The sequence below is a fragment of the Actinomadura madurae genome, from assembly GCF_047130825.1.
Classification (GTDB): Bacteria; Actinomycetota; Actinomycetes; order Streptosporangiales; family Streptosporangiaceae; genus Spirillospora; species Spirillospora madurae.
The window spans coordinates 6,108,555-6,125,082 of the sequence record NZ_CP083237.1 but is presented as its reverse complement, the minus strand read 5'-3'; the positions used below and the strand labels follow the sequence as shown (position 1 = coordinate 6,125,082).

General features: G+C 71.3%; 18 protein-coding genes. 6 read left to right on the top strand and 12 right to left on the bottom strand.

All coding sequences use genetic code 11. The features are described 5' to 3' along the window. Nucleotides 1-76 precede the first annotated feature (76 nt). Both K8Z49_RS27870 and K8Z49_RS27865 read left to right on the top strand, forming a co-directional pair. The gene (locus tag K8Z49_RS27870) at nucleotides 77-1,336 is read left to right on the top strand and encodes a sensor histidine kinase (RefSeq protein ID WP_412515613.1); all 1,260 of its coding nucleotides are present in this window, start codon (nucleotides 77-79) and stop codon (nucleotides 1,334-1,336) included. Further along, nucleotides 1,321-2,004 (top strand): response regulator, encoded by a 684-nt coding sequence (locus K8Z49_RS27865; protein ID WP_021594017.1) that lies wholly within the window; start codon nucleotides 1,321-1,323, stop codon nucleotides 2,002-2,004. Before K8Z49_RS27870 ends, K8Z49_RS27865 begins: the two co-directional genes overlap by 16 nt. Nucleotides 2,005-2,029: 25 nt before the next feature. On the opposite strand, the gene K8Z49_RS27860 is transcribed toward K8Z49_RS27865, so the two are convergent. The 9 genes from K8Z49_RS27860 to K8Z49_RS27820 all read right to left on the bottom strand — a co-directional run bounded on the left by K8Z49_RS27860 (nucleotide 2,030) and on the right by K8Z49_RS27820 (nucleotide 12,066). Next, entirely contained in the window at nucleotides 2,030-3,190 is a 1,161-nt protein-coding gene (locus K8Z49_RS27860) for an alpha-hydroxy-acid oxidizing protein (RefSeq protein WP_412515612.1), read from the bottom strand. 15 nt (nucleotides 3,191-3,205) lie between these two features. Continuing rightward, nucleotides 3,206-3,514: a DUF4387 domain-containing protein gene (locus tag K8Z49_RS27855; protein WP_412515611.1), complete on the bottom strand. Its 309-nt coding sequence runs from the start codon at nucleotides 3,512-3,514 to the stop codon at nucleotides 3,206-3,208. A 30-nt stretch (nucleotides 3,515-3,544) separates the two neighbouring features. Next, nucleotides 3,545-4,906 (bottom strand): acyclic terpene utilization AtuA family protein, encoded by a 1,362-nt coding sequence (locus K8Z49_RS27850; RefSeq protein WP_412515610.1) that lies wholly within the window; start codon nucleotides 4,904-4,906, stop codon nucleotides 3,545-3,547. 26 nt (nucleotides 4,907-4,932) lie between these two features. Continuing rightward, the gene (locus K8Z49_RS27845) at nucleotides 4,933-6,657 is read right to left on the bottom strand and encodes an IlvD/Edd family dehydratase (RefSeq protein ID WP_412515609.1); all 1,725 of its coding nucleotides are present in this window, start codon (nucleotides 6,655-6,657) and stop codon (nucleotides 4,933-4,935) included. A 31-nt stretch (nucleotides 6,658-6,688) separates the two neighbouring features. Beyond that, nucleotides 6,689-7,885: a carboxymuconolactone decarboxylase family protein gene (locus tag K8Z49_RS27840; RefSeq protein ID WP_412515608.1), complete on the bottom strand. Its 1,197-nt coding sequence runs from the start codon at nucleotides 7,883-7,885 to the stop codon at nucleotides 6,689-6,691. 64 nt (nucleotides 7,886-7,949) lie between these two features. Beyond that, a complete protein-coding gene (locus K8Z49_RS27835; RefSeq protein ID WP_412515607.1) occupies nucleotides 7,950-8,306 on the bottom strand; it encodes a hypothetical protein in 357 nt (118 codons plus the stop codon). Then, a complete protein-coding gene (locus K8Z49_RS27830) occupies nucleotides 8,303-9,052 on the bottom strand; it encodes an RraA family protein (RefSeq protein WP_412515606.1) in 750 nt (249 codons plus the stop codon). The genes K8Z49_RS27835 and K8Z49_RS27830 overlap by 4 nt, the downstream gene beginning before the upstream one ends. Before the next feature lie 78 nt (nucleotides 9,053-9,130). Beyond that, the gene (locus K8Z49_RS27825; RefSeq protein ID WP_024935852.1) at nucleotides 9,131-10,681 is read right to left on the bottom strand and encodes an acetolactate synthase large subunit; all 1,551 of its coding nucleotides are present in this window, start codon (nucleotides 10,679-10,681) and stop codon (nucleotides 9,131-9,133) included. Next, nucleotides 10,678-12,066, bottom strand: coding sequence for an FAD-binding oxidoreductase (locus K8Z49_RS27820; protein WP_412515605.1), 1,389 nt, complete (start codon nucleotides 12,064-12,066; stop codon nucleotides 10,678-10,680). The genes K8Z49_RS27825 and K8Z49_RS27820 overlap by 4 nt, the downstream gene beginning before the upstream one ends. Before the next feature lie 151 nt (nucleotides 12,067-12,217). On the opposite strand from K8Z49_RS27820, the gene K8Z49_RS27815 reads away from it, so the two are divergent. Next, nucleotides 12,218-12,607 carry a MerR family transcriptional regulator gene (locus K8Z49_RS27815; RefSeq protein WP_075025000.1) on the top strand — a complete coding sequence of 130 codons (390 nt, stop codon included), beginning with the start codon at nucleotides 12,218-12,220 and terminating at the stop codon, nucleotides 12,605-12,607. Between the two features lie 119 nt (nucleotides 12,608-12,726). Here K8Z49_RS27815 and K8Z49_RS27810 read toward each other — a convergent pair whose 3' ends face one another. Further along, complete coding sequence (locus K8Z49_RS27810) at nucleotides 12,727-13,077, bottom strand: winged helix-turn-helix transcriptional regulator (RefSeq protein ID WP_024935850.1); 351 nt, start codon at nucleotides 13,075-13,077, stop codon at nucleotides 12,727-12,729. A gap of 37 nt (nucleotides 13,078-13,114) precedes the next feature. Between K8Z49_RS27810 and K8Z49_RS27805 the strand changes: the two genes are divergently transcribed. Beyond that, nucleotides 13,115-14,005, top strand: coding sequence for an NAD(P)-dependent oxidoreductase (locus K8Z49_RS27805; RefSeq protein ID WP_075025001.1), 891 nt, complete (start codon nucleotides 13,115-13,117; stop codon nucleotides 14,003-14,005). Between the two features lie 9 nt (nucleotides 14,006-14,014). Further along, on the top strand, nucleotides 14,015-14,845 hold the full coding sequence (locus K8Z49_RS27800) for a maleylpyruvate isomerase family mycothiol-dependent enzyme (protein WP_412515604.1): 831 nt from the start codon (nucleotides 14,015-14,017) through the stop codon (nucleotides 14,843-14,845). Here K8Z49_RS27800 and K8Z49_RS27795 read toward each other — a convergent pair. Further along, a complete protein-coding gene (locus K8Z49_RS27795) occupies nucleotides 14,842-15,183 on the bottom strand; it encodes a VOC family protein (RefSeq protein ID WP_021597251.1) in 342 nt (113 codons plus the stop codon). The genes K8Z49_RS27800 and K8Z49_RS27795 overlap by 4 nt on opposite strands. Before the next feature lie 435 nt (nucleotides 15,184-15,618). Here K8Z49_RS27795 and K8Z49_RS27790 point away from each other — a divergent pair, with 435 nt between their 5' ends. After that, nucleotides 15,619-16,077, top strand: a complete 459-nt coding sequence (locus K8Z49_RS27790) for a hypothetical protein (protein ID WP_412515603.1) — start codon at nucleotides 15,619-15,621, stop codon at nucleotides 16,075-16,077. 100 nt (nucleotides 16,078-16,177) lie between these two features. Here the strand turns inward: K8Z49_RS27790 and K8Z49_RS27785 are convergent, their stop codons facing one another. Then, nucleotides 16,178-16,519, bottom strand: a complete 342-nt coding sequence (locus tag K8Z49_RS27785; protein ID WP_143118881.1) for a hypothetical protein — start codon at nucleotides 16,517-16,519, stop codon at nucleotides 16,178-16,180. Nucleotides 16,520-16,528: the final 9 nt, after the last annotated feature.

Genomic DNA, 16,528 nt, shown 5'->3' with positions numbered 1-16,528 from the left:
CGTCACACCGTCCGGGGAGGCGTATCCCCTGGTCGGGGGACTCCTCGCCCGGTGTGGTCCGGATAACATCGCTTCGGTGGCGAATGCGGACGACGCCGGGACGGCGGTGGCGCGGGCGTCCCCGCGATGGGCGGACGCTCCCCGCGTGATGCGCTCCCTCGAACGGCGGGCCCTCCCCGTCGCCGTCGCGTGCCTGCTGGTCGACGCCGTGGTGGTGGGCGTCGCGACGCCAGACCTGCCCGTCGCGCTCCGGGCCGGGGTGCTCGCCGCCGTCGTGGGCGTCGACGCCGCCCTGGCGCTGCCCGTCCGGTACTCCGGGTGGGTCGTCGTCCTGCACGCGGTCACCGCGGTCGGCCTCGCCGTCGTGCTCCGCGGGACCCCCGAGCCCGAGCTCGACCTGGTCGGGACGGTGATCGCCGCCTACCGCGCCGGCGCGTGGCTGCGCGGCCGGTGGAGCGTCGGCGCCGTCTCCGCGCTGGCGGTGGGCGCGGTCACCGCGCAGCTGGTCGCCGACCCGGCGAACCCCCTCGCGGCCGCCACCGAGATGATGAAGGACGCGTGCATTCCCTGGCTGGTCGGCAGGTACACCTCGTCCCGCCGCGCGCACATTTCGGAACTGCGCCACAACCGGGAGAACGAATTGCGCGAGGCCGCCGCGGAAATGGAGAGGGCGGTCGACAGGGTCCGGACGTCGATCGCGCGTGATCTGCACGATGTCATTTCCCACCACGTGAGCGCGATCGGGGTGCACGCGGGCGCCGCGCGGATGAAACTCGCGGCCAAACCGGAATTCGCCGATTCGGAGATCATGGACTCGCTCGGGGCCGTCGAGTCGTCCAGCCGTTCGGCGATGGCCGACCTGCGCCGCATGCTCGACGTCCTGCACGAGAAGGCGGACTCGACCGACCAGCTCGGGCTCGCCAACCTCGTCGACCTGTTCGACGGGGTGCACCGGTCGGGGCTGGCCGTCCGGTTCCGGGTGAGCGGCGCGCCGCGCGGGCTGCCCGGCCCCGTCGACGCCGCGCTGTACCGGATCACCCAGGAGATGCTGACCAACGCGCTGCGGTACGGGGACGGGAACGTCGTGGAGGTCGATCTCGACTTCGGCGAGACCCGGATCGTGCTGACCGCGCGCAACGGCATCGGGCCGCGGTCCGAGCGCGGCGACCGCCCCTCGACCGGGCGCGGGCTGGACGGCATCCGCAGCCGGGCCGCCCTGTTCGGGGGCACCGTCTCCCACGGACCCGACGCCGCCGGCCGGACCTGGGCGACCAGGGTCAGCGTGTCCTGCGGCGCCCCATCACCAGGAGAAGCACCGTCATGTTCCGCGTACTGATCGCCGACGACCACGCGACCTTCCGGTCCGGCCTGCGCGCGATCCTCAGCACCCAGCCGGACTTCGAGTGCGTGGCCGAGGTCGCGGACGGGCGCGCCGCGGTCGCGGAGACCATCCGGCTGCGCCCGGACCTCGCGATCCTGGACGTCCGGATGCCCAAGTTCGACGGGCTGGCGGCGGCGGCCGAGATCGTCGCCTCGGGGCTGACCGGTGTCCGCATGCTGATGCTCACCACCTACGACAGCGACGAGTACCTGCACCGCGCGCTGACCGCCGGGGTGCACGGCTTCGTGCTCAAGAGCCTGCCGCCGGAGGAGCTCATCGCCGCGGTCCGGGCGGCGGCGCGCGGCGACGCCTACGTGGACCCGTCGGTCGTGCGGCGGCTCACGCCGCGCATCGCCGACGCCCTGGCCCCGGCCGAGGAGGCGCCTCCGGAGCCGCCGCCCGGGATGGCCCGGCTGACGGCGCGGGAGCGCGAGGTGTTCGTGCTGCTCGCGGAGGGGTTCACGAATCCGGAGATCGGCGCGCGCCTCTACATCGGCGACGAGACCGTCAAGACCCATGTCTCGCGGATCCTCACCAAGCTGAAGTTGCGCGACCGGGTGCACGCCGTCCGGTACGCCTACCGGCACGGCATCGTCCAGGTCGGGGACGAGCAGGACCTCTAGGACGCGCAACCGCCCGCGGGACGCGTCATCCCGCCTTCCTGGTGTTCGCGCGCACGGCCGCGAGGTCGGGGTACCCGTTCACGGCCATCAGCAGATCCGCCTCGGCGAGCAGCATCCGCAGCACGTGGACCAGCCCGGCGACGCCGCCGAGCGCGAGCCCGTAGACGTAGGGGCGGCCGATGCCGACCATGGTGGCGCCGAGGCCGAGCGCCTTGACCACGTCGGACCCGCTCCGGACGCCGGAGTCGAACAGGACCGGCACCCGGTCGTCGCAGGCCGCCACCACGTCCGGCAGGAGTTCAAGGGCGCTGAGGCCGCCGTTGGCCTGGCGCCCGCCGTGGTTGGAGCAGTAGACGCCGTCCACACCGGCGTCGACGGCGCGGCGGGCGTCGTCCGGGTGGCAGATCCCCTTGAGGATGATCGGCAGCTCCGTCAGCGACCGGAGCCAGTCCAGGTCGGCCCAGGTCAGCGGGTTGCCGAAGGTCTCCGCCCAGGCGCGGACGTCCTCCCGCGGCGCGCCGGCCGGACCGGCGAGGCGGCGGAAGACCGGATCGCCGGAGTAGTTCTTCAGGACGTGCCCGCGCAGCTGGGGGAAGTTGCCGGTGGCCAGGTCGCGGGGCCGCCAGCCGGGGATCCAGGTGTCGAGGGTGACCGCGATGGCGCGGTAGCCGGCCTTCTCCGCGCGCTCGACCAGGCTGGCCGCGAGATCGCGGTCCTTGGGCGTGTAGAGCTGGAAGAGGCTCGGCGTCGGGCCCGCGTGCTCGATCACCTCCTCCAGCGGGTCCTGCATGAGCGTGGAGAACATCGCGGGCACGCCGGTCTCGGCGGCGGCCCGCGCGACCGCGATGTCCCCGTGCCCGTCGGCGGTGACCAGCCCGACCACGCCGATCGGCGCCATGAAGATCGGGGCGGGGAACGTCTGCCCCCACGCCGTGACCGACATGTCGCGCTTCTCGGCGCCGACCAGCATGCGCGGTACCAGCCCCCACCGCGCGAAGGCGTCGGCGTTGCGGCGCTGGGTCGCCTCGTCCCCCGCTCCGCCCGCGATGTAGGAGTGCAGCGACCGCGGGAGCGCGGCGGCCGCCTTGCGCTCCAGCGTCGCGTAGTCCATCGGGAGGTCCGAGACGTTCCCGCTCAACGCGTCGAGGTAGATCTCGAACTGGTAGTCACCGAATTGGCCGGTCATGCCGTTCCCGTCCTCTCAGGAGAGTTCGACGTCGAGCAGGTAGGCGTACTGCTGGCCGGAATGCAGGTCGCGTTCCTCGACACCGCCCTGCGGGACGCGCCGTGGATAAGAAATCTTCAGAACCTTCAACTGGGGGATCGGGTAGAAGGACACGGTCTCCGGATCGACGCCGTAGATCGTCCCGACGGACTCGGCGCTGAGCTCCGGGCTCCGGACGTAGCGGTCGTAGTTCTCCTCGCCGTCGAACATCAGGTCGATCGTGACCCAGAACGGCCCCGCCACCTTCGATTCGACGTGCCGGCAGACTTCACTGACCTTGGGCATCGCTGGCCACCTTCTCTCTCTCTCGGTTCTTCAGGCGTCGATCATTTCGAAGCGGACGAGTTCCAGCGGATCGTCGAGGCTGACCACATGGTTCAGCTCGTACTGGTAGACGGGGCCGCGGTCGATGTCGCCGGGCGTGAACGCCCAGCCGTAACTGGGCAGCTCCATTCCCATCCGGATGGGCATGTGGAAGAAGTACGGGTTGCAGGCTTTCGCCATCTCGCTCGCGAGTTCCTGCGTCTTGGCCGTGATGACGCCCATCAGGCCGATTTCGAGGGGCACCGATCCCGGAGCCGGCGGCATGCCGCTCACCCCGTTGTAGCCGTACATGCGCAGGGAGATGTGGAAGTCGCCCTCGTCGAGACCGGTGGCCGACTTCGCCCGTTCGGTCATCGTGAACAGCATCTTGTCGTGGAACGTCTGGGGGGCGGCCAGCACGTCGGGATCGGCGATCCCGACGATCATGATGGTCTGGAAGAGGTTCCCCGAGGCGCCTTCCAGCTTCATCGTGTACGGCCGCGGAATCCACTCCGAGCCGGTCACCCGCACCTTCGACTCGGTCAGCTGGACGTACTCGCAGTCCGTCACGTCGAGTTCGCCGCCCGGCTCGGTCAGCCGCCACGGGTTCTTGTTCTCGTAGAGGAAGTGCCCCGAGATGCCGTTCACCGTGGCCTTGAACCGCGGGTCCACCGGCTCGACGTCGAAGCCGTCCGCGCCGATCTCGATCAGCACCCCGCGCTGGCCGGTCTTCGCCGACGTGGCCTGGCCGCCGCACTCGGCGATCTTGCCGGCGTGCCAGGACGGGCCGGCGGGCGCGCCCTTCCACAGCGGGTAGGCGGCGATGACCGCCGGATCGGAGGCGCGCCCGCCGATGATGATGTCGGCGCCGGCCTCCAGCGCGGCGAAGTAGGGCTCGGGGCCCATCAGGGCGACGATGTGCAGGCAGCGGTCGATCCGCGCCTCGTCGAGGTCGCCGAGCGGCGGCAGGTTGGAGATCCGGCCCTCGGCGAGCTTCCGCTTGACGATCTCCGGCGACTGCTCCGAGTAGAGCAGCGCGATCTTCGGCGAGTACCCCTTCTCCTTGGCGATCTCCAGGACGATGTCCCGCGTCCAGTCGACGTTCAGGTCGCCGCCCGCCTGCCCGGCCGTGCCGATCAGCAGCGGGATCTCCGCGGTCCGCTGGGCGTGCATCAGCAGTTCCAGGTCCCTTTTCACGGAGTTGCGGTCGTTCTTGGACATGCCCTTGGCGAGATAGGCCGCGCCGCTGTCCGTCGATCCCGCGTCCAGCGAGATCGCGTCGGGGTCGCGTGCGAGGGCGAGGTCGATCTCCTCCGGGAAGAGGCCGACTCCCAGTGAACCTTGCGGCACATAGACCTTGATTGACGTGCTCATGCCGGCGTCCTTTCCATAGGGAGGAATCAGTGCTGGTTGGGTGGGACGGCGCTGCCCGTCTTGCCGACGAGGAAATCCAGATCGCACCCGTCGTGCGCCTGGTTCACGGTGTCGATGTAGAGCTTCGCGTAGCCCCGCGTGGCCTTCGGTTCGGGAATTTGACGCGCTTCGAGCCGCTCCCGCAGTTCGTCGTCGGAGATGAGCAGATCGAGCCGTCGCTCGGCCACGTCGAGTTCGATGACGTCGCCATTTCGGACCACGTCCAGCGCGCCGCCGGCGGCCGCTTCGGGGGACACGTGCAGGACGACCGCGCCGAACGAGGTACCGCTCATCCGCGCGTCGGAGATGCGCACCATGTCCCTGACGCCCTGGGCCAGCAGCTTCGCCGGAATGGGCATCATGCCGAGCTCCGGCATGCCGGGAAAGCCCTTGGGGCCGCAGTTCTTCAGGACCATGACCGAGTCCGCGTCGATGTCGAGACCGGGATCGTCGACGCGCTCGTTCAGGTCGTCCTGGTTCTCGAAGACGACGGCCCGGCCCCGGTGCTTGAGCAGCCGCGGCTCCGCGGCGGACGGCTTGATGACGGCGCCGTCCGGGCACAGGTTGCCGCGCAGGACCGCGATCCCCGAGTGCGACTTGAACGGCTCCGCCACGCTGAAGATCACGTCGCGGTCGTGGCAGACGGCGCCGGCGTTGCTCTCCGCGAGCGTGCGGCCGGACGCGGTCAGCGCGCCGCCGTCCAGCAGGCCGGCCTCGCACAGGTCCCGGATGATCACCGGCAGGCCGCCGGCCTCGTGGAAGTCCTGCATCAGGTGGTCGCCGGACGGCTGGATGTTGAGCAGCGTGGGAATGTCCCTGCCGATCCGGTGCCAGTCCTCGATGGACAGCGGCACCTCCATCCGCCGCGCCACCGCGGTCAGGTGGATGACGGCGTTGGTCGAGCCCCCGATCGCGGCGTTGACCTTGATCGCGTTCTCGAACGCCGCGCGGGTCATCAGCCGGTCGAGCGTGAGGTCCTCGCGGACCATGTCGACGACGCGGCGCCCCGCCATGCGCGCGAGCACCCGGCGCCGGGCGTCGACGGCGGGGATCGCGGCGTTGCCCGGCAGGCCGACGCCCATCGCCTCCACCATCGCCGCCATCGTCGACCCGGTGCCCATGACGTTGCAGACGCCGACGGTGCGGTTGAGGCAGGACTCGGCCTCCTCCACGTCCGCGACCGTCGCCCGGCCCGCGCGCAGGTCCGCCGAGAGGTTCCAGACGTCCTTGATCCCGAAGGGCCTGCCGCGGAAGCTGCCGTTGAGCATCGGCCCCGCCGACACGCCGATCGTCGGCAGGTTCACGCTGGCGGCCCCCATCAGCAGTCCGGGGGTCGTCTTGTCGCAGCCCATCATCAGCACCACCCCGTCGAGCGGGTTGGCGCGCAGGGTCTCCTCGACGTCCATGCTGCAGAGGTTGCGCAGCAGCATGGCGGTGGGACGGGTCAGCGTCTCGCCCGTCGAGATGACGGGGAACTCCATCGGGACGCCGCCCGCCTCCAGGATCCCCTCCCGGACGTGCTGCGCCAGCTCGCGGAAGTGGGAGTTGCAGGAGGTCAGCTCGGACCAGGTGTTGCAGATGCCGATGACGGGCCTGCCGTCGAAGTGGTCCTCCGGCACGCCGCGGCTTCGCACCCAGCTCCGATGCGCGAAGCCCTTCGCGCCTCGGCCGCCGAACCAGTCCTGCGACCGGCGATCAGATGTGTCGTCCATTTTCCTCCGCCTCGTCTCAGTTCGCCTCGTCTCAGAGCGTGCGCTGCTGCCCGTCGCGGAACCGGTCGAGTTCGGGCAGGTAACCGACCGATCCCTCTTCCAAGGTCGTGCCGAAATTGCGTGCGACGCAGGACTGAAGGACGTAGAGCCCGTAAACGAGGATGAGATCGGTGACGCCTTCGGGACCGAACTGGTCGAACTGCTTCCAGTGCTCGTCCGATATGCGGTTCCGGTGGTACATGTCGTCGACGGTGCTGACGACCACGCGGTCGAAACTCTCCAGCCGTGAACTCTCGGGGCCTTCGGCGACGCCGAGAAGGTCCTCGTCCGTGACGCCGAGTTTCAGGCTCGCCTTGCGGTGCTGCGACCACAGGTATTCGCTGTCGCACAGCCAGACCGTGCGCATGCAGGCGAGCTGCCACACGCGCGGCGGGAGGCAGGTGTCGTCGATGGCGCGCTTGCCGAAGGGGGAGATCGCCTGGAGGAACTCCGGGTAGTTGATCATCGCCTTCTGCAGCTTCGACGTGCTCGGTTTGCCGCGGCGGCCCATGCGGTTCGCCTGCTCGATCTGCCGCGGGCTCAGGTTCGCGTAGTCGGCCTCGAAGACGCGTTTGGGCAGGCTGCGCGGGGCCTTGAGGTTCCGGTCGCCTTCGTGGTCCGCCACGTCACGCACCGCGCCCCAACCGGTGAGGCCGTCCTCCAACGGCACGCCCATGCTGTTGACGGCGGCCGCGAGCGAGACGAAGAAGCCGTAGGTCGTCATGATGTCCATGAGCGCGTTCGGCCCGAGCCGGCCGATCCGATACCACTTCTCGTCGTTCAGGTAATGCGTCCGGTGCAATTCGTCGATCGCCTCGACGATGTGCCTGTCCATGCCGCTCAGCCCGCCACCCGAGACGCCGGCGGCCACCTCGGCGAGTTCGTCCTCGTTGAGGCCGATCTCCAGGCATCGCTCGCGAATGTGCGACCACAGGTATTCGCTGTCGCCCAGCCAGGCCGTCCGCAGGGAGGCGAGTCCGGCGAGGCGCGGCGGCAGGTCGCCGGTCAGGGTGACGCGCGTGCCGATCCGTCCGATGGAACGGGCGAACTCGGGATAGTTGAGGAAGGTCTTCATCATGGTGGAGGTGCCGCTCTCCCCGTACGGCCCCATCTTGATGCGCACGGCCTCCTGGCGGCCGGAAAGGCCGTCCAGGTCGACTGGCGAAACGCGGGTCGGATATTGCGTCATCGGTTCTCCCAAAAAAGAGGGCGTTATCAGGGCAGGTGGATCGGGGTGACCGGTCCGCCGCCGGTCAGGACGGAGACGACGTTCTCCACCGCGACCTCGGCCATCCGGGTCCGGGTCTCGGTGGTGGCGGAGCCGAGGTGGGGTGCACGTCGAGCAGCAGCGCCGTCGTCAGGTCGGCGGTCGCGTCGACCAGCACGCCCGGGGTGTTCGTGGCGACCGCGCCGCGCGCGGTGATCGCGGCGACGTCGAGGTTGTCGTGGCCGGTGGCCGTGTTCGCCACCACGCGCAGCCGCGGCCCGGCCGTGTCGAGGACGGCCGGTCCGATCCGGTCGTTGAGCGTCGTGATCACCGCGTCGGCGCCGGCCACCGCGGCGCGCGGCTCGGCCGGCGTCAGCGGCCGGTCGTGGGGGGAGACCGTCACCGAGCCGATCCCGGTGAGCGGTGCGAGCACGTCCCCGGGCAGGGCCCGGGTGATGAAGATGCGCACCGGGCCGCCTGGTGCCGGACGCGTTTCAAGGCGAGCAGCCCCTCCGGCGTGAACTCGGGCGACCGCGCCCAGGTCACGAAGGACCGCTCTTCGGCGCGGACCTCCTCGGCCGGCGCGGGAAGCCGGCCGGCGACGGCGCGGGGGACGCGCAGGACGCCGTGCTGGTCGCCGTGCAGGAGGTCGCCGGGTTCCACGTCGAGGCCGCCGACCCGCACCGGTACCCCGATCGCGGTGAGCCGCATGTGGGCGCGGGCGACGCACAGACCGGCCGCGTGCACGGCGAAACCCATCGCGCGCAGGTCCGGCTCGTCCCGCACCCGCCCGTTGGTCACGAACCCGGAGATCGCCGGCGCGGCCAGCAGCGTCCCGTTGACCTCGCCGAGGGACGCCCCGGCGCCGGGCACCTCGTCGAGGTCCTGGACCACGACGACGACCGGTCCCTCGGCGGCGAGCACGGCCCGGTGCAGCTCGGCGACGGGTACCGCGTCGTCGCCCGGTTCGCTCGCCCGCATCGTGGCGGTGACGGCGGTGCCCAGGAAACGTCCCCCGGCGATCCGGCGGAGCGAGCCGTCGGTGTACGCCTGCCCGTCGGCGCCGGCCTCGGTGCGGCGCAGGGCGTTGCTGAGCGCGGGGGTGTCCCGGCCGGCGAGTTGCTCGCAGATGTGGACATGTTCGGACATGCTTGCTCCTCCGGTCGGGTGGGAGGTGGTGATCGCGCCCGGGCTCGTCGCCCGGGGGACATCGGGTGGCCGGCGCCGTCAGAGCAGCGGCGGGACGATCGCGTCGATCAGGTGCGGGCCGGGCTCGGCCAGCGCCCGCCGGAACTGCTCGGCCAGCTCCTCCGCGGTCGTCGCCCGCGTCGCGGGAACGCCCATGCCTTCGGCGATCCCGACGAAGTCGATCTCCGGCCGGGACAGGTCGAGCAGCTCGGCCGCCTTGGGGCCGCCGTCCGCCCCGACCCGCTGCAGCTCCAGCCGCAGGATGGCGTAGGCGCCGTTGTTCAGCAGGACCGTGGTGACGTCGAGGTCCTCCCGCGCCTGCGTCCACAGCGCCGAGATCGTGTACATCGCGCTGCCGTCGGACTGCAGGTCGATCACCGGCCGGTCCGGCGCGGCGACGGCCGCGCCGGTCGCGACGGGCATGCCGAAGCCGATCGCGCCCCCGGTCAGGGTCAGCACGTCGTGCCGCGGCGCGCCCGCGGTCGCGGCGGGCAGCGCCAGCCCGGAGGTGTTCGCCTCGTCCGCGATGATCGCGCGCTCGGGGAGCAGCGCGCCGATCACCTCGGCCCAGTTCTGCAGGGTCAGCGGCCCGGACGGCAGCGCGGGACGGGAGGGCTCCTGCAGCACCGGCTCGGTTCCGGCGGCGACCAGGTCGGCGAGGTCGGCCAACGCGCGCGGGACGTCCTGCCCGGGTTCCGCCAGTACGTGAACCCGCGCGCCCTCGGGTACCAGGTCGCTCGGCCTGCCCGGGTAGGCGAAGAACGAGGCGGGCGCCTTCGCCCCGGCGACGACCACGTGCGCGACCCCGTCGAGCTGCTGCGCGACCTGCTCGCCGAGGTAGCCGAGCCGCTCGATCGCCGGCAGGCCCGCGCCGCGTTCGAGCCGCGCAGGGAACGTCTCGGCGAACGCCCGCGCGCCGGTCGCGGCGGCGATCCGGCCGGTCGCGCGCAGCCCGGCCTCGCGGCAGGCGTCGCCGCCGATGATCAGTGCCACCGGCTCGCCGCCGGTCAGCACCCCGGCGACGTCCCGCACGGTGGTCGCGTCGACGGCCCGGGGGCCGCGCGGCGGGACGGGAGCGGCGGTCTCGCCGCCCTCGCCCCAGGACGCGTCGGCCGGGAGGAGCAGCGTCGCGATGCGCCCGGGGGCGTCCTGGGCGGCCGCGACCGCCGCGGCGGCGTCGGCGCCGACGTCCTTCGCGTGCTCGGACCGGCGGACCCAGCCTTCGAGCGAGCCGGCCACGGCCTCGATGTCGGAGTCGAGCGGTGCGTCGTAGCGCCGGTGGTAGGTCGCGTGGTCGCCGACCACGTTGACGATCGGGGTGCGCGCGCGGCGCGCGTTGTGCAGGTTCGCCAGCCCGTTGCCGAGACCCGGGCCGAGGTGCAGCAGCGTCGCGGCCGGCTTCCCGGCGATCCGCGCGTAGCCGTCCGCGGCGCCGGTGACGACCCCCTCGAACAGGCCGAGCACGCCCCGCATCCCGGGGACGGAGTCGAGCGCGGCGACGAAGTGCATCTCCGAGGTGCCGGGATTGGCGAAGCACACCTCCACGCCTGCGTCCGCGAGCGTGCGGATCAGTGACTGCGCGCCGTTCACCTGGCGGCCTCCTCGTCGGAAAGCAGACCCGGGTTGAGGATCCCGGCCGGGTCGAAGGTCGCCTTGATGCGCCGCATCAGCGCGATCTTCGCCGGGTCCTCCAGTTCCAGGAAGTACCCGGACTTCGTCCGGCCGAGACCATGCTCGCCGGAGATCGCGCCGCCCAGTTCCATGCCCAGCGCGAAGACGCCGGTCAGCAGCTTCCTCCGCTCGTCCGGGTCCTCGCAGAAGACGGCGAGGTGGACGTTGCCGTCGCCGGCGTGCCCGCACCCGGCCACGCTCGCCCCGTACGGCTCCGCGAGCCGCTTGGTCCGGCGCAGGAACTCCGGCATCGCGGCCCGCGGGACCACCACGTCGATGACGTCGTCGGCGCCGAACGCCTTGGCCGTCCAGAACGACTTCTCGCGCGCCTCGATGAGCCTGCGGGCCGAGCCGCCTTCGAGGACGTAGACGTCCAGCGCGCCGAGGGCGTCGAGCAGGCCGCCGAGCTCGCCGATGTCGTCCTGCAGCCGGTCGCCGTCGCGGTCCTCCAGCGCCACCACCAGGTACGCCTCCGCGGAGTCGCGGACGTCCGCGGGCATTCCGAGGTTGAGCCGCACGTGGTCGCTGATCGCGGTGAGCGTCAGGGTGTCGAGGTATTCGAGGATGTGCGGTTCGAGCCCGCTGGAGACGATCTTCGGGACGGCGGTCAGCACCTCGTCGAAGGTCGCGAACGGGGCGAGCACCGTCGCGCCGTGCGGCAGGCGCGGGTGGAGCCGCACGATGATCTCGGTCGCGATCGCGAGCGTGCCCTCGGAGCCGATGATCAGCTGGGTCAGGTCGTAGCCGGTCGAGACCTTCGAGATCTTGCCGCCGGTCCGGATGATCTCTCCGGTCGGCAGCACCGCCTCCAGCCCGACGACGTGGTGCCGCGTGACGCCGTACTTGACCGCGCGCATCCCGCCGGCGTTCGTCCCGACGTTGCCGCCGACGCTCGCGCTCAGCTCGCCGGGGTGGACGGTGTACCCGAGCCCGGCCTCGGCCGTCCGCGCGTCCAGGTCGGCCAGCGTGACGCCCGGCTGGACCACGGCGACGTGGTTCGCGGTGTCGACCTCCAGCACGGCGTTCATCCGCTCGAACGAGATCACCAGGCCGTTCTCCCGCGGCCGCGCGGCCCCCGAGAGCCCGGTGCCCGAGCCCCGCGCGGTGACCGGCACGCCGTGCTCGCCCGCGGCCCTGAGCAGCCCCGCGACCTCCTCGGCGCTTCCCGGCTTCGCCAGGTAGGCGGGACGCCGAGGGGCGACCCGCAGGGCCTCGTCGTGCGCGTAGTCCTCGGGGATCGCCGCGCCTGTCAGCAGATTCGCGTCCCCGACGATATTCGCGAATTGCGCCGCAACACCGCTCATCGCCATTCCTCCTCGGCCATTGGACCGAGATTAGGAAGCGGTGTCGCGGCGGATCGTCCCCCCGCCCGGGGACACCTCTCCCCCAAGCGGGGGACCCGCCGGCCTGGGGAGTGGCGTGGACATGGTCGGCGATGTGCGACTTAATGCCGACATGAAGTCAATCGGCGAGGTGGCGGCCCGGTTCGGGCTTCCGGCGCACGTGCTGCGCTACTGGGAGGCGGAAGGGCTGCTGGCACCGGCCCGCGCGGGCGACCGCCGCCGCTACACCGACGCGGACCTGCGCCGGGTGGCGGCGATCCTGATCGCGAAGGAGGCGGGCTTCGAGCTCGCGGACATCCGGACGATGCTGGCCGCCCGGTCCGCACCGGCCCGCCGCGAGGTGGTGGCCCGGCACCGCGAGCGGCTGCTGACACGGATCGCGCGGGCGCAGGCCGCACTCCACATGATCGAGGGCGACTGCCCGCACGACGACATCATGACGTGCCCGCATTTCCAGAGCCTTCTGACCGATCGCCTGGAGCAGGCCGGCGGGAGAGGCTGAAGCGGGCGGGCGGCGGTGGCCACCTTTTTGTGGGTACTTGCAGGTCGGACGCGGTGCCGTGAGGCTGGGTCATGGGCGGTCGGACGGCCCCCGGACACGGACGGAGGCGTGGCGGTGTATCAGGAGGCCGGCTCGGAAGCGGCCAGTCTCTCCAGGCGGCGGTGGCCCCATTCGGAGAGCGGCTCCAGCGCTTCGGAGAGGTCGCGGCCGAACGGAGTCAACGAGTACACGGTCTTCAGCGGGCGCTCGTCGTGCACCTCGCGATGGACCAGCCCGTCGCTCTCCATCTCCCGGAGCGCCTGAGTCAGCACCTTCTCGGTGAGACCGGGCAACCGCCGGCGCAGCTCGCCGGGACGGTGCGGGCGCGATTCCAGGAGCCAGAGCAGAAGCGTCTTCCATTTGCCATCGATCACGGCGATGGCGGCGGTCACTCCGCAGACATTCGGATCCTGAGCGCGGCTGCGCGTCATCGTCCATCCCCATTCGCACTAACGCAGGAGTTGAGCCATGCCCTCGTACAACGAACAGTCTGCCGTCACGGTGCTCGGTCTCGGGCCGATGGGCCGGGCCCTGGCCGGCGCCTTCCTGGACGCCGGCGTGCCGACCACCGTCTGGAACCGGACGCCGGGCAAGGACCGGGACCTGGTCGAGCGGGGCGCGACCCGCGCGGAGTCGCCCGAAGCCGCGGTCGCCGCGAGCGGGGTGACCGTCGTCTGCGTGGTCAACGGAGATGCGGTGGACGCGATCGTGCGCCGCGCCGCGGTGACCACGGCCCTCAAAGGCCGCGCCCTGGTAAACCTGACCGCCGACACCCCGGACCGGGCCCGGAGCACCGCGGCCTGGGCCGCCGAGCACGGCATCGGGTACCTGGACGGGGCGATCATGACGCCGACCACGACCATCGGCACGCCCGACGCGGTGTTCCTCCACAGCGGCCCGGACGAGCTGTACCGGGCGCATCGTCCCGTCCTGGACGCCCTGGGAGGCGGCCACACCCACCTGGGCGAGGACATCGGGCGGGCGGCGGCCTACGACGTCGCGCTGCTCGACATCTTCTGGACGGCGATGGCCGGCTACGCCCACGCGCTGGCCCTGGCCGGTGCCGAGGGCATCGGCGCACGCGAGCTGGCGCCGTTCGCCAAGGGCATCGGCGCCATCCTGCCGCCGATCTTCGAGCAGACCGCGGAGGACGTGGCCGGCGGCGGGTTCTCCGGCGAGGGCAACCCGATCACGTCCGCGGCGTCGTCCATGGCCCACATCATCGAGACGTCCGAAGCCCACGGCATCGACGCGCGCATGATGCGCGCGGCGGACGAGATGGCGCGCCGCGTCATCGAGCGCGGACACGGCACGTCCGGATTCATCCGCATCGTCGAGTCGATGGAAGCCCGCGGATAGGGTCGCCCCATGGTGATCTTTGGGCCGGCCGTCGACGTCCGTCCACTGTTCCCCCGCGAACGGCGGGCGCTGCTCGACCTGCTCGGCGGCCTGGCCCCCGCCGACTGGGCCGCGCCGACGGTGTGCCCCGGCTGGGACGTGCACGACGTCGTCGCGCACGTGCTCAACGACTACATGCGCCGCCTGTCGGGCAGCCGCGACGGGCACGCCGGAGCCGTCTTCGCCGATGACGAGACGCTGCCCGCCTATCTGGCCCGGACCAACGAGGAGTTCGTCCGGGCCTCCCGGCAGCTCAGCCCGCGACTGATGATCGAATTGCTGGATCACCTGGGGCCGCGGCTCGATGCCCTGTGGGCGGCTCGGGACCTCAAGGCCACCGCGGATCTGAACGTCTCATGGGCCGCCACCGACATCGACAGTCCCGCCTGGCTGGACATCGGCCGCGACTACACCGAGTTCTGGGTCCACCAGCAGCAGGTGCGCGACGCGGTCTCCGCTCCTGGCGCCGTCGAACCCGACCTCATGGCTCCGGTGCTGGACCTCTTCGCGCGGGCCCTGCCGGAGACGTTGCGGACGCACGACCGGCCCGAGAACAGCACGGCACATCTGGAAGTGCGCGGCCCGGCGGGCGGATGGTGGGCCGTGGTCCGGCAGGGTGGGCGGTGGTGTATGGCCGACGCCCGAGGGGCGCCGGCCGCGTTCGTCGCGATGGATCAGGACACCTTCTGGCGCCTGGCGACCAGAGGCATCACCGTGGAGGAGGCCCGCCGGCGGTCGACTTCGGAGGGTGACCCGGAGCTCACCAGCGCCATGACGGCGCTGCTCGCGATCGTCGCCTAGCGGGTCTGGCCGCCGAGGCTGAGTTCGTTGCCCTCCGGGTCGCGGTAGATCACTTTGGTGACGCCGTTGCCGTAGGTCTCGCGGTCCGCGGGTTCGAGGCCACGCTCGGCGAGCCCGGCGACCCGGTCGTCGAGGTCGTCGACGAACGACATGACGAGCGCCTTACCCGCGCGTTCCGGGTCCTGGACGATGTAGATGTAGCGGTTCTCGGCCACCTCCCACACCGCCTCGATGTCGTTCGGCAGGAATGACGGCTTCCCGCCGAAGAACCGCTCGTACCACGGCAACGCCGCCTGGTAGTCGGTGACGGGGACTCCGGCGAAGAGATCGAGTGACATGTCGTCCTTCTGTCCGTGATCGATGTGTCACCGGTTTCGACCACGGAAATGCCGGAAACTCATCGCCGACCGCGCGGGAGCGGGCCTCGTCGAGTCCGGGCGGACGACCCTGCCGGAGGAGATGCAGGGCCCCGCCTCGGCGCCACGGGGGAAAGCGCAGAGGCGGGGCGGGGCACGGTGTCCCGCGATCGTGCGCCTCCGATCGCGAAGTCACCAACCAGGACCGTCCGTGACCGCCCGGGTTTGCAACCTTCCGATCCGAGACGTGTTTCCCCGAGTGGCCGTGCCCCTGCGAGGCGCCGATCGAGGCCGGTTCGGAAGTTGCCATGTGGTGATTCCTCGGAACGGTTTCCTCTGGATGTCGCGCGTTGTTCGTCGTGCAATCCGGAGATGGGAGAACACATGTCGGGACCCGATTCCACCGAAAATCGTTCGATGGACATCGTGGCGGGGGGACAGGAGGAACCGAGCCCGCGGGTGAGCGTCGAACCGCCGGACGAGGACGCCTTGGACCAGGTGCTCGGCCGTGACCTTCCGGGCTACTGGGCTCTGGCGGCCGTCCACGTGAAGGAACTCGCCGCGCTCGGTGACGAGGCCGCCGTGCAGGCGCGATGCCTTCTGGCCGGTCGGCTCGACGAGATCCTCAACGACCATGCGGTGGTCTACCAGACCCGCAGCGGGGTCGCCGTACTCGTCGGTCCGAGTGAGGATCTGGCCAAGACACGGATCGGAGCCTCCCTGCTGATGAAGGCGACGCGGCGCCATCTCGCCGGCTTCGGGCTCCCTCACGCCGGCATATCCGCGCCGACCTACACGGTCGAGGCGTTCGGCGCCGAACTGCGGGAGCTGCGGCGGCGGGTGAGGGATCCGGAGGGGAGCCGGGTGAGCGCCTGAAAGCCCGGCAGCGGCCCGTGTGATTCGCTTGCGCGGCCTCGTGCTCGATCGAGCCCGCCCGGGTCGCGGCCTCCGGGCGGGACGCACGAGTGCCCTTCTTTCAGCCGTTCTTGACGGCCTTCTCGATCCACCCCATCACGCCGGGTCCGTGCCCGCCGACCCGCCATTCGTAGAGTTCGCCGGTCTTGCGCAGATCCCGGTCACCCGTCTTCCAGTCGTGGATCTGGGCGGGCCCGTCCGGCGTGTCGATGAGCCACTCGTAGCGGATCTCGTCCACGTTCAGGTCGCGGTAGTCGTCCGGGTAGGCGCCGATGTCGGGGGGCCCGAACACGGCGGTGAGACGGCCGTAGGTGGTGGTGATGGTGCCCTGGTCGTAGCCGCCGGCCGTCACTCCGCCGGCGGGGCCGCGGACTATCGTCCCGTCTTCGTTGATCTTTGCCATGGTGCCTCT

Bases quoted from the DNA above. Each gene is read 5' to 3' on its own strand.
- K8Z49_RS27865 (WP_021594017.1), top strand. From the start codon at position 1,321: ATGTTCCGCGTACTGATCGCCGACGACCACGCGACCTTCCGGTCCGGC.
- K8Z49_RS27860 (WP_412515612.1), bottom strand. From the start codon at position 3,190: ATGACCGGCCAATTCGGTGACTACCAGTTCGAGATCTACCTCGACGCG.
- K8Z49_RS27855 (WP_412515611.1), bottom strand. From the start codon at position 3,514: ATGCCCAAGGTCAGTGAAGTCTGCCGGCACGTCGAATCGAAGGTGGCG.
- K8Z49_RS27850 (WP_412515610.1), bottom strand. From the start codon at position 4,906: ATGAGCACGTCAATCAAGGTCTATGTGCCGCAAGGTTCACTGGGAGTC.
- K8Z49_RS27845 (WP_412515609.1), bottom strand. From the start codon at position 6,657: ATGGACGACACATCTGATCGCCGGTCGCAGGACTGGTTCGGCGGCCGA.
- K8Z49_RS27840 (WP_412515608.1), bottom strand. From the start codon at position 7,885: ATGACGCAATATCCGACCCGCGTTTCGCCAGTCGACCTGGACGGCCTT.
- K8Z49_RS27830 (WP_412515606.1), bottom strand. From the start codon at position 9,052: ATGTCCGAACATGTCCACATCTGCGAGCAACTCGCCGGCCGGGACACC.
- K8Z49_RS27820 (WP_412515605.1), bottom strand. From the start codon at position 12,066: ATGAGCGGTGTTGCGGCGCAATTCGCGAATATCGTCGGGGACGCGAAT.
- K8Z49_RS27815 (WP_075025000.1), top strand. From the start codon at position 12,218: ATGAAGTCAATCGGCGAGGTGGCGGCCCGGTTCGGGCTTCCGGCGCAC.
- K8Z49_RS27810 (WP_024935850.1), bottom strand. From the start codon at position 13,077: ATGACGCGCAGCCGCGCTCAGGATCCGAATGTCTGCGGAGTGACCGCC.
- K8Z49_RS27805 (WP_075025001.1), top strand. From the start codon at position 13,115: ATGCCCTCGTACAACGAACAGTCTGCCGTCACGGTGCTCGGTCTCGGG.
- K8Z49_RS27800 (WP_412515604.1), top strand. From the start codon at position 14,015: ATGGTGATCTTTGGGCCGGCCGTCGACGTCCGTCCACTGTTCCCCCGC.
- K8Z49_RS27795 (WP_021597251.1), bottom strand. From the start codon at position 15,183: ATGTCACTCGATCTCTTCGCCGGAGTCCCCGTCACCGACTACCAGGCG.
- K8Z49_RS27790 (WP_412515603.1), top strand. From the start codon at position 15,619: ATGGACATCGTGGCGGGGGGACAGGAGGAACCGAGCCCGCGGGTGAGC.
- K8Z49_RS27785 (WP_143118881.1), bottom strand. From the start codon at position 16,519: ATGGCAAAGATCAACGAAGACGGGACGATAGTCCGCGGCCCCGCCGGC.